General features: G+C 33.0%; 13 protein-coding genes. All 13 read right to left on the reverse strand.

From position 1 onward, the window contains the following. Nucleotides 1-53: 53 nt before the first annotated feature. The gene (locus RBU59_RS12050) at nucleotides 54-884 is read right to left on the reverse strand and encodes a glycosyltransferase family 2 protein (protein WP_308148113.1); all 831 of its coding nucleotides are present in this window, start codon (nucleotides 882-884) and stop codon (nucleotides 54-56) included. A gap of 21 nt (nucleotides 885-905) precedes the next feature. Then, complete coding sequence (locus RBU59_RS12055) at nucleotides 906-2,063, reverse strand: CgeB family protein (protein ID WP_308148114.1); 1,158 nt, start codon at nucleotides 2,061-2,063, stop codon at nucleotides 906-908. Further along, nucleotides 2,060-3,115, reverse strand: coding sequence for a glycosyltransferase (locus tag RBU59_RS12060; RefSeq protein ID WP_308148115.1), 1,056 nt, complete (start codon nucleotides 3,113-3,115; stop codon nucleotides 2,060-2,062). Before RBU59_RS12060 ends, RBU59_RS12055 begins: the two co-directional genes overlap by 4 nt. A 26-nt stretch (nucleotides 3,116-3,141) precedes the next feature. Beyond that, nucleotides 3,142-4,980 carry a motility associated factor glycosyltransferase family protein gene (locus tag RBU59_RS12065; protein WP_308148116.1) on the reverse strand — a complete coding sequence of 613 codons (1,839 nt, stop codon included), beginning with the start codon at nucleotides 4,978-4,980 and terminating at the stop codon, nucleotides 3,142-3,144. 18 nt (nucleotides 4,981-4,998) lie between these two features. Further along, nucleotides 4,999-5,310, reverse strand: coding sequence for a hypothetical protein (locus RBU59_RS12070; protein WP_308148117.1), 312 nt, complete (start codon nucleotides 5,308-5,310; stop codon nucleotides 4,999-5,001). Between the two features lie 94 nt (nucleotides 5,311-5,404). Continuing rightward, nucleotides 5,405-6,235 (reverse strand): flagellin N-terminal helical domain-containing protein, encoded by an 831-nt coding sequence (locus tag RBU59_RS12075; RefSeq protein ID WP_308148118.1) that lies wholly within the window; start codon nucleotides 6,233-6,235, stop codon nucleotides 5,405-5,407. A 182-nt stretch (nucleotides 6,236-6,417) separates the two neighbouring features. After that, nucleotides 6,418-6,897: a hypothetical protein gene (locus RBU59_RS12080; protein ID WP_308148119.1), complete on the reverse strand. Its 480-nt coding sequence runs from the start codon at nucleotides 6,895-6,897 to the stop codon at nucleotides 6,418-6,420. Nucleotides 6,898-6,926: 29 nt separating this feature from the next. Next, nucleotides 6,927-7,295, reverse strand: a complete 369-nt coding sequence (fliS, locus tag RBU59_RS12085; RefSeq protein WP_308148120.1) for a flagellar export chaperone FliS — start codon at nucleotides 7,293-7,295, stop codon at nucleotides 6,927-6,929. Nucleotides 7,296-7,473: 178 nt separating this feature from the next. Then, nucleotides 7,474-9,633, reverse strand: a complete 2,160-nt coding sequence (gene fliD, locus RBU59_RS12090; RefSeq protein WP_308148121.1) for a flagellar filament capping protein FliD — start codon at nucleotides 9,631-9,633, stop codon at nucleotides 7,474-7,476. Nucleotides 9,634-9,654: 21 nt separating this feature from the next. Beyond that, nucleotides 9,655-10,059 (reverse strand): flagellar protein FlaG, encoded by a 405-nt coding sequence (locus tag RBU59_RS12095; RefSeq protein WP_308148122.1) that lies wholly within the window; start codon nucleotides 10,057-10,059, stop codon nucleotides 9,655-9,657. 225 nt (nucleotides 10,060-10,284) lie between these two features. Beyond that, complete coding sequence (gene csrA / locus RBU59_RS12100) at nucleotides 10,285-10,506, reverse strand: carbon storage regulator CsrA (RefSeq protein ID WP_308148123.1); 222 nt, start codon at nucleotides 10,504-10,506, stop codon at nucleotides 10,285-10,287. Then, a complete protein-coding gene (fliW, locus tag RBU59_RS12105) occupies nucleotides 10,506-10,973 on the reverse strand; it encodes a flagellar assembly protein FliW (protein ID WP_308148124.1) in 468 nt (155 codons plus the stop codon). The genes csrA and fliW overlap by 1 nt, the downstream gene beginning before the upstream one ends. A 432-nt stretch (nucleotides 10,974-11,405) precedes the next feature. Continuing rightward, the gene (gene flgL, locus RBU59_RS12110; protein ID WP_308148125.1) at nucleotides 11,406-12,896 is read right to left on the reverse strand and encodes a flagellar hook-associated protein FlgL; all 1,491 of its coding nucleotides are present in this window, start codon (nucleotides 12,894-12,896) and stop codon (nucleotides 11,406-11,408) included. Between the last annotated feature and the right edge of the window lie 63 nt (nucleotides 12,897-12,959).

The raw sequence follows: 12,959 nt of genomic DNA on the forward strand, positions 1-12,959 counted from the left end.
TTCCATATCCTCTGTCTAAAGGAAGGTTCTCAAAATTTCATGTCAATCAAATTTTATAACAAGACTGTTTCAATCAGCTTATTGACCTCATCGGCTTTATTAATTTTCAAAGCATGCGCTTTAATCTCATTCACTTTTTCTTCCAATAAGTTGTACTTTATATATTCTTCTTTATATATTTTCAGCATACTTAAAGTAGCCTGTACATTAGATACAGTATCAGAAGAAAGACTTCCCGGCGTCAGGTAAGCTTTAAGCAATAATTCATCTACTAAAATAATTTTATAATCCTTGGCTATACGTATACATAATTCCCAATCTTCCAATTTACGCAGTTGCGTATTAAACATCCCCACTTTATTAAAACATTCTCTCCTAATTAACATTGTAGGTGTTCCGACAAGATTTCTATGTAAAATCTGTTCATAAATATATCCTGATTTTTGGTCTAATGACATACTTTCAGGCGGATATTCAATTCTACCCTTATCCCCCAAATCATAAAATAATCTGGTGTAGACCATCCCTGTTAACATATCAGCCTCATCCATTACGACAACCTGTTTTTCTAATTTATCCGGAAGCCATTCATCATCACTGTCCTGAAATGCAATATATTTACCTTTAGAGGCCCGGATTCCTATATTTCTGGCATTCGCCGCTCCTCTGTTTACCGGAGATTTTATATAATGTATCCTTTCATCCATGATATCCGCAATGAATTCTTTGGTTCCATCGGTAGAACCATCATCTATAATCAATAATTCATAATCTGTAAACCCTTGATTCAAAACACTAATAATTGATCTTTTTAGGGTATGAATCCGGTTATAGGTTGGTAAAATAACGGATACTTTTACAGGATCTGCATATATATTTTCCATTTCGCTGCTCCTTTAAGAATTCTAAAATACAGTTTTCATTATATAATCCAATCTTGTTTGATAAGTATGATATTCCTTTATTTTTTTATAGCCTTTTTGTGCAATTTGTTTTCGTTCTTCCTCATGTGCCAAATAATAACCAATCTTATTTTTTAAATCAGCAATATTTTCGTAAATGATTAAGTCTTTGCCGTCTTCAAAATAATCCAATATTTCTTCCTGATAATTCGTTAATACAAAACCACCAGCTCCCATTATATCAAATATTCTGAGTGGTATTCCTGTTTTAATCGTTCGCAGGGTAATATTAAGATTAATTTTACTATGACGAAAAACCTTGGGCATTTCTGTATAATAATCAATATAACCTCTGTTGCGAATAAAAGGCAGCTCATCCGTATGACTGTTTGTATATAAATCTACTTTATACATATCCGACAGAGTTTCTAAAATCATTCTCCGCTCCATTGAGGTAACTTTAACTCCCAGGAACGTATTAGCATATATCATTTTAGCTTGTCCGATGAAATTATCATTCAATTTTAAATATACATATTGGTTTAATACCTCCAAAATGTTATCTGTCAGTAATTCTTCCAAAAAATTATAGCCATACACCTGAAGCTGAGCTTTCATAATTCCTTCCAAAAACCCTTTATAGTATTCTGGCAGATTAACCATTGCATCGTAGGAAATTTTGTTGTCATATAAAGTACCAACAAAAGAAATATCCGATCTATATTTTTGAATATCCTCATTTGATGCTCTCAAATTATCTAACCTGTTTACATTTACAGCCAACGGCAAATGATATACCTGTGCGACTCCCATGGTTTTTATATCATCATAGAGTGCCCTATCGAATATAAATATATAATTACATTTATTATATATAGCTTTAGAATATAGATTCAAAGTAGGACTATCAAATACCCATGATATATATTTAACATCTTTTTCATTGCAAATATTCGATATAATCTGAAAGAAATTAAACGATATTACTGCATCAAACTTATTCTGTTGTAATTTATCAGTAAATAATTTTGTAAATACTTCATCTTCTTCAAAATTTCGGAAAGTGTATTCGATACAATCGATTTCATGACCATTTTTAATTAAGTTATCTTCCAAATCTCTGATTCCATAAGTAATCCATTTATATATTAAAAATCTCATCCCTTTATCTCATCTAAGTTTATTTTATCATATGCTTCACAGTATCTTTCTGCTATATATATCCATTGTTCCGGCTTTAAATTTAATTCTACAGTCCGTAATAATTCCTTATCTAAATCAGAAAACTCGTCATAATAAATATTATTCTTATAATTTGGTATTAGTTTTTTTAGGTTATCTTGCAATACCGCAAACAAATTGGTAGGAATTTTATCATAGTCATACCGGCTAAATAAATAGTGTAATGTATTTATATAATACAGCTTTATAAATATAAATTCGATTTCATTTGCAAAAGTATTATAAACACCCAGTTCCATAAAAGTTTTAAGCTTCATAATCTCAATTTCCATACGGTCCATATGCCGGATGGAATTCCTTTTTATGGTAGTTGAATTAAAATTAATAAAATAATGATATAGATACTCCTCAATTACATAGTATCTCTCAATATAAAAACTAATTACCGGAAACCAATAATTATCCTCATAAAACAAATTTTCAGGAAAAAAAATACCGCTTTCAGTTATTATCTTCTTTTTATATAACTTGCTCCATACTCCGCCACGTTTATCTTCCAGAAAAAATTCTTTCCTTTTATCTATACTGTCTATTACTTCAAATTTATCCGGTTCACCTGTTAATCCCATGGTAATCGGTATAGCTTTACCAAAATCCCTTTTATATTCACAAGTTACAACATCGCAGTCATATTCAACAGCTTTGTTATATAATTTTTCGTACATCGTTGGTTCCACCCAATCGTCTGCATCAACAAAACCGATATAATCAGCCGATGCATAATAAAGTCCAAGGTTCCTTGCCCCGCCCTGCTTTCTGTTTTCTTCTGAGTTGATCACAATAATGGAATCTGTATATTCTTTTTCGTAACTTAAAAGAATATCTAAAGTCCCGTCTGTAGATGCATCATTTACAAAGATTAACTCCAGTACGTCTAAACCAATAGTCTGAACAAGCAGTGATTTTATACAGCGCTCCATGTATCTTTCCATATTATAGCAGGGAATTATTATACTTATTTTTTTGTTCATACACTTCTCCTACAGTTTGATTTGATTTACCAGAATTTCTTTAGCTCTTCTTCAAGCATCGGCTTCATTTCCCTGGCCCCGGTACGAATTAATTCATGCATAGCTTTTGTTCGGTTAAATGTATTAACTAAATCTTCATCCTGGTCCTTGCTGAATAAATAAATACCTGCCAGCTTTTTAGATGCTTCATCTGATATATATGTATCAATTAAATTATATACCAAGGTGCCCTCAATAAAATCATTTATATTAGTTACCTGTCTTACCATTCTTCTACATTCTGCCGTATCGAACATATTACTTTTACATGCTTTTATAATTTTATTACATAAAGATATAGCCTTATTCGATTTGTTAATAATTTTATCCAGATCATTTCTGCTATTTTCAAGAATAGATTTAACTTGAACTAAATTATCTTCACTTAATGTTGGTTCAATACTATTAACAATATCCTTGCAATTTACTTCCTTATTGCAATACTGGTCAATAACATCACTAAGTGTCATTACCTTGGCACCTTTTATCTTAGCTCCACCCTCTGTTGCATTAATCACATCAATATCTGGCACCAATTCGATAGAGTTTTCAAACCATTTAAGATAAATATACCAATCATGCCTTGTTTTTATAGGATTTCCATCATTATCCTCTATAAAACGGATACCTTCCTCTTCATTGCGAACACTGGAGATTTCGCCGCCTGCGTGAGTAACACCATTTCCATATGCAAGGTCCTGACCAATTAAAACAATTCTTTTAAATTTTAGTGCAGCACAGATAGAAAATGCACCGGTAGCTACGGAACCCCCTGCAGCGTAATATGAAATTAACTTTCCGAAGTTTGCATAAATTTTATTTAAATATGGGTGACAACTGAATAAAATTTTTCTCGAAGTATGATTTGCTAAAATAGTATGATTTGCTTCAACCTTGCAAAATAAAGGAACATCCTTACACCTGGGGTTAGAAAAATATTCGGCGGGTTTTTTTGCATCTATTGTAACGGCAAAATCCGGTTCAATATCATGATTAAATAAATGCCTGAGTGCCGTATCAGTTGCAACAATAATAGCCTTACCCTTTGCACGCTTTAATTCATCTATATTTTTATCCAAAGAAGGACCAGCCGATACTATAATTGCGGGTATATCCTGTGGAAGTTTTCCTAAATACTCTAGTACCGTATTAGCATCTTTAATGCAAAATAAATTACTTATAGTATTATGAACTATTGATTTTCCAAAGTATGATTCCGTGTTTCTATTTATAAATGTCCGTTCATTATTTTCCTGAATAATAATTAAAAAATCTCTATATCTATTTAAAAACGCTTTATCATATTGGGGATGTTTACATATAATTTGTGAATATACATTCGTCCAATGTGTGTTAGCATCTATTGCATTCGTAAAATTAAGTTTATTCTCTTCTCCTACAAAAAAAGAAATGTTACAATTCTTCCAAATATCTGATAAATCATATTGGTGTAATACAAACATAAATATTTCTTTTACTGGCTCATAAATTATAACCTTAGCTCCATCTTCCAGATGTTTCAACAATTCCCTTACAAAACTACCATTACCAAATCCAAACATAGAAACTACTATACCCAAATTATCATAATTATATTGCTCAGCCCATATTCTCGCTTCTTTTATGGGATAATAACTACTGTTTAAACGATATTTTTTACCTTCAATTTTAATTATTAATGAAGTTTGATCTTCTTTTGTTTCTAATGTTTCTATTTGAGTTACCAGTCGTCTTTCCAAATTCTCTTGCTCTGCCTTGGTAATATCCTCATAGAGTTTAGGCATATTCGCTCTTATTTCATTGAGATTTTGCTCGTATATATTCATGACAGTCACCTTATATTTTTATAATTGTTCAATTATGTTTTTAAATTGTTCTGCAATTTCATATTGAAGTATATCTGCTAATAATACGGAATCCTTTATAGCTAATGCTTCCATAGCATCACTTAATCTTCCGATAATCTTTTGCTCATCTATCTGAATTTCATTATTATCATTTTTTAATCTGAAAATTTCGTTCAAGGCTAACTCTATTTTATTTAATGTAAGATTCAATTTGTTGTATCCCAGATTTTCCTGCTGCTGATAGAATAATACAGTAACTTCCTCGATAGCTAATATGGCTGTTTGTATTATTTTTTCTGTATCTTCCATAATTTATACCTCCCATATAAAAACACATATTTCTTTTTACTTTAAAAATGGGGCCGGCCTTAAGGCCAGCCCCATTTTTTTGCTCATTTTACAATTATCTTAATAATGATAATACACCTTGTGTAGACTGATTAGCTTGAGCCAACATAGATTGTGCAGCTTGTTGAAGAATATTGTTCTTTGAGTATTGAACCATTTCTTGAGCCATATCAACGTCACGAATACGAGATTCAGCAGCCTGTAAGTTCTCAGCTGTATTGTCAGCATTAGCAATAGTATGCTCTAATCTGTTCTGAAGAGCACCAAGTTTAGATCTCTGAGTTGATACTTTAGTAATAGCATCATTTACAGTACTGATTACTTTAGTAATAGCAGAAGAATCACCATTAGAAATAATAGCAGCTACAGCCAAGTTAGAAATGGAAAGGTTGTTAACTGTCATTGCACTAATAGAGAAAGTGATAGTCTGATTTGTATTAGCACCAACCTGAAGTTGTTTATCAGTTAAACCACCACTTAATAACTTCATAGTATTGAATTCAGTCTGGTTTGCAATACGGTCAACTTCACTAGTTAATGCTCTAACTTCTTCAGCAATAGCAACACGGTCAGCTGTAACGTTAGTACCATTAGATGCCTGAACTGTTAATTCTCTCATTCTTTGAAGTATGGACTGTGTTTCATTAAGAGCACCTTCAGCTGTCTGAACCAGAGATATACCGTCCTGAGCGTTAGTAGATGCCTGATCAAGACCTCTGATTTGACCTCTCATCTTTTCAGAAATAGAAAGACCAGCTGCGTCATCACCTGCACGGTTAATTCTATAACCGGATGATAATTTTTCTGTTGATTTGGATAACTGTCCAGTTGTAATACCTAATTGTCTGTTTGTGTTGGCAGATGCCATATTGTGTTGAATTATCATATGTATTTCCTCCTTGAAAGTGCAGTAGCATCCATGCTACCGTTTTTTATGTTAGTAACCAACATTTTCTGCTAATTCTTAAAGTTTGTACGTACCTTGCGAAGAAACAAAAAATATTTGTTTTACTTACAACATATATCGGGTAGTTGTAATTGAAACTTTATAGTATATAATAAATTTTTTTATTTTTTTTTGTCGAGAAAAAAAGATTCTCCCACTTGTTGATTATACATATTATTGTAATAATTAGAAGCTGTCCGGTTGCTTATTTTTAAGTTCTTAATCTCTTTCTTTTTGCCAAGAAAGTAAGCTTCTATTTTATTCTTTATACGCATTTCAGTACCTTGCATTTTTGTACTTTTATCTGTTATCTGGCGTATCAATTCCTGTAAATGTTCGATCTGCTCCCTATGTTCCAATCGTCTAGTACTAATCTCTTCTTTTACATAGTGGTAAATTCTTTCAAAACCCTCGTCCAGTTGATTTATTTGCTCAATATATTCATCTTTTTCAGACAGGGTTCGCTCAAATGCTTCCATATCAGGATTAAAATCATGGAAATATTCTTCCTGTAAAGCCGTTATTGCTAACAGTTTGTCCAACAAAGCATTTTTCTTAACCAAAGTATCCGTTAATATATATATATAAGTGTTATTATCCATGCTTAATCTCTCTTTGTTGCTTTTTAGGTTTATTTTGCATGTTTCATGACTTCTTTCCAAGTATCCCTCATATCCCTTAAATAACCAAGAATCTCTTCAAGAATAGCTTTATCTTTATTAATATTTGCCGTTATCAGCCTTTCATTAATATACTCATACACTTTGTCAAAATCTTCTGCTACGGAATATTTAAAATCCAAAGTTGAACGTAAATAATCAATAATTTTTTCGGTTTTAATAATATTGGTATTACTCTTATTAATGTCCTTTTCTTCTACACCGATGATTGCTATATTACAATATTTAATTGCTCCATCATATAACATTAAAGTTAATTCAGCTGGTGAAGCAGTTGATACCTTATTATTCTGATACGCTGTAGCCGCATTGATTGGCATTTTTCCCTCCTATTAATACTCTTTCACTCTTTTTCATGATTTTCTTTTAAAATATAAGCAATTATGCAACTGTTACGTATTTATTATATCCTGTTCTACTATAAAAATAAAGACACAAAATAGTTATTTTTATATAATATTATAAAAAATAAATCTATAAATAGTTAATTTTACTTTACTACTTTGACGTGCCAAGCAATCCTGATAAGGCATTGCCCTGTGACTGCATTTTAGCCAGAGCCGTCTCCATGGCCGAAAATTGCTTATAATATTTATTTTCCATTTCCGTTAACTTTTTTTCTAATACTGCAACTTTCTTCTTATATTCAGTCTGCTCATTATCCATTAACTTATCATTATAAAAATTGTATTTACTTCTGACATTAGGAATAGAGCTCATATTATCATTCATGGTTTTATATAATTTACCAAATATTCCCGATAGAGCCTCTATTGTAGCATCCGGATCTTCATTAAGTGCTTTCAATAATTTATCATCCTTATCAGAATAGGTAGAGTCATCCTTATTTCCATAGATATGTAACAAACCTTTTTCCGTATAGTCTGTAGAAGTCTGAATTCCAAAAGTAGATAAAGAATATTTTTTATCACCCACCTGAACAGAGGACATTATAGCCGTTTTCATGGAATCTAATACAGCACCCAAAGTACTATCGCGCCTTAATATGGAGTTTTTAATTTTCGTCTCCCATTTTTCAATCTGATCATCGGTCATAGCTTCTTTTTCATCATCCGTAAGAGGATCATAGCCACGTGAAGAACCAGCGTAATACAAATCGTTCATTTCTTTCAGAATATCATTATAAGACTTTATAAAGTTCTTTATCATATCATAAGTTGCCTGAGTATCATTTGATACATCCAATGTCACGGTTTTACCCGGTTCAGTTTTGCTTTTTATATTAATGGTTAACCCATTAACCGTTAAAGTATTTGAACTACTGGTTAATGATGCACCATCCAACACAAAGGAAGCATCTGATGCCTTTACAACACTCATAGCATTGGGGTCTGCTGCTGTGACTTCGTCACCTGTTATTTCACCAAAACCGAGCGCAGATAAATCACCTGTCTTATTGCTTAAATAGGAATTTATTTTACTATAGATTCCACTCGTATTAGCTGTGGATAACACATTTTCTGCAAATGTCGGATCAGTTATTGCGGTTTGATAAGCAGTGTCTGCATCTGCTGCATAAATTGGGTCACTTGCATATTTTCTATTTATGGCTTGAGAAAATATTATATTTCTTTCTTCGTCTAAATAAGTATTATACTTATCTGTTGTAAGATCATCTACTGTTTCGCCGTCTTTCAGTGTCAGTTTACCTGCAGCGATCTGCTCTTCTATCTGGGTTTTTATTTCAGCTTTAATGGCAAGAGTTTTCTTTTCATCCTCTGTACCGGTATAACTATTAAGGATCGCGGATTTTACATCCGTTTCCTTTACATTAGCGATACACTCTTCTTTTTTATCTGCTTTCGCTTTCTCCACCGCATACGTCTGTAAGGTTTTAAGGGCATCAATCTTTTTCTGTTCATCTTCATTCGCTCCGGTTGTACCATTCAACGCTTTCGTATACAAATCTCCCAAATCGCTGGATGAAATTCCCTTTATAGTTGTTAATGCGGCTGAAACTTCCTTTTGCTTTTCTGCATTAAGTCCATTATATCCGGTTAGATTTTTGATATCATTAAAGGATGTTGCATCTGTGGTTATTGTAAAGGAATTTGCTGCTCCGCTTGCTTTCGAACTGATAAAAAGTCTATTTTGTGTTTTATCATAGTTGGCAGTCAGACCTGCGCTGGTGCACGTATTGATAAAATCATTTAACGTTGTTTTATCGGTAACAACAAGACTCTTCGTTTTACCGTTACTAGTAACATTAATTGTTGTGCCTACTGCCATATCTAAATCTGCTAAAGTAGTGTCGTTAGTGACTGTTTTTCCATTTTTGTCTGTACCTAGCTTACCGCCGGTTACATATTGTGAACTGGCCAGATTACTTATAGAAAGAGTATGCGCACCTTCCGGTGCACTAGCACCCCCTGTTACTTTAACTATATCTTCATTTGAAGAAGCTGCCTTTTTCGTCTTATAACTCCCCTGTAACCTTAAATCACTCAGACCACCCGTACCCATACAGAGTTTTACTAACTTCGCATTTAACTCTTTCCATTTATCTTCTTTCCATTCGGACGTAGTTAATTTATCAGAAGTCTTTTTATTTTTCATCTTCTGAGCACTTACTAATTCCTTAATAATTGATTCAGTATCCATATTGGATATTAATCCTGTCATTCGTATTGTTGACATAACCCCTGCTCCTTTCGTTACTTACCTTTTTTCATCAACGAGTAAACCGGCAACCTCCCAAAGCTTCTGAATCATCTCCAAGGTTTCTTCCGGTGGTATTTCTCTTATTACTTCTTTTGTATCAGTATCTAAAATTTTTATTGATACACGGTTTATCTCCTTATGATAGGAAAATTCGCATTCTGTTCTAGAAATTTTTATTTTATTATTTGTTTCCTTTAAAATGCCTTTTAATCTATTCTCCTGTGTTTCTTTTTGTTTTTCTTCTTCCTTGCTTTCCTGTTTACCGGTAAATGTTTTTCCTGTAGTATCTGTTACTTCTGTGCCGATTGGATTGACTCCGGCTGTAGCAGTAACCTGCGGCACTTTTTGTTCCGGCTTATAATCAGCATAGGATACTGTATTTGATATTGATTCGATTGACATTTTGCCACCTCCGTGTGATGCGGGAAATTATCCCATCCTTTTGTATTTAGCTATTATATCGGCATTTTTTGTAAATTACTTATATTACTAATCTGTATCCTTCTCCGACATAAGACCTATTTTTGGCTTCCTTGCCCTTAATTTGTGCTTATTTATTCTCCTCAATTATACTATTACATAGTACTTCATTGCTTTTTATTTATTATATATTCAACAAACATCTTATTAATGAAACAACTTTTTCATCACATCCATAGATGCCGAACTATCAATTGCTTCTTTATTGGCTTCCTGGATCTGGATATAGATTTCTTTTCTGTAAATAGGAATGGATTTTGGAGCACTGATTCCTATTTTAACCTGATCGCCTTTTATCTCCAGGATAGAGATTTCAACATCGTTGCCGATCATTATGGATTCATTCAGTTTTCTGGTAAGGGCAAGCATTATTTCTCTCCCTTCTCTTCTTTAAGCTTTTTCATTTTATCATATATATAATATTTTACTTCATAATTCTGGTTTTCCAGGATTACCTGGGAACCTTTTCTGGTGTCTGAATTTATGATAAACGGAGCTTTTAAATTTACCGACATTTTCGTAATATCCGCTGGTACTGTAAGCGACAACAATATTATAAGATTCTGTTCATTAATCTCACCCAATGGTTTTAATATCTCATCTTCCACAATCGGGTTATAGTCTTCTTTTACAAGAAAAGGATTTATAACAGGTAAGGCAAGAGCCTGCTCATCCAAACTTTGGAGCCAGGAGATATTTGCTTTTCCTCCATCCTCTACATCGTATAATATGGTGTACTTCTTATACTCTTCAAATCCCATAATCCCCTGAGGAAAGGTAATTACTTTATCTGCATCCAGATCTATTTCACCGAAATATTTTGTTTTTACTAACATGTTTCTCCCTTCCGTCCTACCTTTTTTATAATGGCATACTCGACCGAGGAATCGAATATGCCACCAATCTTAAGTTTATTACTTTCTCCGATTTTATTTGTAATCTAATTTCCAGCGTTCTTAATTATATATAGATATATTTTTTCTAATTCAAAACTCTTAATAACATATGAATTTGTTTTTTCTTATTCAAAACTCTTAATAACATATGAATCTATTTTTATGATTCAAAACTTCTTTCTTAATAATTATTATTCTTTAGATTATAACAGATAATCAAATCCATAAACCACATAATTTAAAGCATGCTGTATTATAAACCCAATAATCCTATTCATAAACTGTATGTTCTATACTAATGCAGTACAGTCATTCTAATGTAAATCATACTACTGAAAACATCTCTGTAATTTTATCTCATCCACTACCCTTTTACAGAAAATCAAGCAGTGTATTTTTAACAACCTTAGCCGCCGCAGACAGAGAAGCATTATAAATTACTTCGGCAGAACTTAATTTGATATAAGTATCTACCATGTCTGCATCTTCATTTTTAGATAACAGGTCTTCAAACTCTACCTGCTGATCAGATAATCTGCTTTCTGTAAGCTCAAGCCTTTTATATCGGCTTCCAAGATCAGCTATGGCAACATTTAGAGTATCCTGGGATTCATTGGAATCAGTGATTCCTTTTTCAAACTTATTCTGCATTATATCATTTTTAAGCGTCAATTCTGTCTGTAACTGTTTCTTTAATTCATTGAGTTTATCCGTCTGATTTGCATAATTGGTATCAGCAAGCATTTTATCAACTTGTGCTATTTTAGCCTCTGTCGCTTTCACATCCTGTACCGAGGCTAATATTTCGTTTATATCTCTTCCAATGTCCTGCTGCAGAGCATCACTGCCTTGCGTATTCACGGTTAATTTTTGACCAAAATTAACTTCATATTGAATATCCTGATCCTGCTTCGTATATACCTTAATATCAGTAGCAGGGTCACCGACTTCATGAACTTTACAGTCAAAATAGTGTTCCGGCCTTAAATCCCCCTCTTTAAAACTGTTTTTATTATAATCAAGAGAGATGCTGGTTGCATTCTTCAAGTTATTATATACGTTTTTACCCAGTATTAATTCACCGGTATCAGTAATATAATTTATATCGTCATCACCCGGATTATAAGCATTTGCACCTTTTGAGTTTAATTTATTAATCGCAGTGGGTACGTATGTACCTGCCACTTCATTTCCGGAAGCATCTTTCACTTTATACGAAAAATTACTCATATTTATGTCAGCCAGATTATCATAAGACAATCTCAACCGGTAAGCCGTCTGCATGGTAGGAGAAGCACTATAATCATTTGTCGGAGAATAATTGTCCACGGAATAACTTCCAACTACTCTGGAAATAGTTTCAATCTCACTTCCGGTAAGTTTTTCCGTTATGGTATATTCTAAATTTTTAGTATCCTCACCAAAAATCAAACTGGTATCGGTCTTATACCCTGTAAATACATATCTTCCGGCGTAGTTTGCATTTCCCTCCTGATAGATCTGCTTCTTATATTGTTCCAGATTCTTTATGATACTTTCTCTGTCATCCACGGATAAAGGATCACTGGAACCCTGGACGCAGGCTGTATTAACCAGCGTAAGAATATCATTAATATTATCCATGGCTCCTTCCGTTACATCCATCCAGGATTTCGCATCCGGTATATTTTTTTCCAGATATTGATTCAGTTCCGTTAAGTTGGTTCTTAATTTTAAAGCTCTGACTGCAATGATCGGATCTTCTGACGGGCGCTGTATCTTTTTACCGGAAGAGTATTGCTGTTCTAACCCCGCAAGCCCATTCTTATTTTTATTAATACTGCTCATCATATTATTGGTTATCATCTGATTTGTAACTCTCATTTTATACCCCTTTCGCTTATCACAGCTTCCTTCCTCCATAATCGTAAAAATAACCGGTTTGTC

Source organism: Anaerocolumna sp. MB42-C2, assembly GCF_030913705.1.
Classification (GTDB): Bacteria; Bacillota; Clostridia; order Lachnospirales; family Lachnospiraceae; genus Anaerocolumna.

Bases quoted from the DNA above. Each gene is read 5' to 3' on its own strand.
- RBU59_RS12050 (WP_308148113.1), bottom strand. From the start codon at position 884: ATGGAAAATATATATGCAGATCCTGTAAAAGTATCCGTTATTTTACCA.
- RBU59_RS12055 (WP_308148114.1), bottom strand. From the start codon at position 2,063: ATGAGATTTTTAATATATAAATGGATTACTTATGGAATCAGAGATTTG.
- RBU59_RS12060 (WP_308148115.1), bottom strand. From the start codon at position 3,115: ATGAACAAAAAAATAAGTATAATAATTCCCTGCTATAATATGGAAAGA.
- RBU59_RS12065 (WP_308148116.1), bottom strand. From the start codon at position 4,980: ATGAATATATACGAGCAAAATCTCAATGAAATAAGAGCGAATATGCCT.
- RBU59_RS12070 (WP_308148117.1), bottom strand. From the start codon at position 5,310: ATGGAAGATACAGAAAAAATAATACAAACAGCCATATTAGCTATCGAG.
- RBU59_RS12075 (WP_308148118.1), bottom strand. From the start codon at position 6,235: ATGATAATTCAACACAATATGGCATCTGCCAACACAAACAGACAATTA.
- RBU59_RS12080 (WP_308148119.1), bottom strand. From the start codon at position 6,897: ATGGATAATAACACTTATATATATATATTAACGGATACTTTGGTTAAG.
- fliS (WP_308148120.1), bottom strand. From the start codon at position 7,295: ATGCCAATCAATGCGGCTACAGCGTATCAGAATAATAAGGTATCAACT.
- fliD (WP_308148121.1), bottom strand. From the start codon at position 9,633: ATGTCAACAATACGAATGACAGGATTAATATCCAATATGGATACTGAA.
- RBU59_RS12095 (WP_308148122.1), bottom strand. From the start codon at position 10,059: ATGTCAATCGAATCAATATCAAATACAGTATCCTATGCTGATTATAAG.
- csrA (WP_308148123.1), bottom strand. From the start codon at position 10,506: ATGCTTGCCCTTACCAGAAAACTGAATGAATCCATAATGATCGGCAAC.
- fliW (WP_308148124.1), bottom strand. From the start codon at position 10,973: ATGTTAGTAAAAACAAAATATTTCGGTGAAATAGATCTGGATGCAGAT.
- flgL (WP_308148125.1), bottom strand. From the start codon at position 12,896: ATGAGAGTTACAAATCAGATGATAACCAATAATATGATGAGCAGTATT.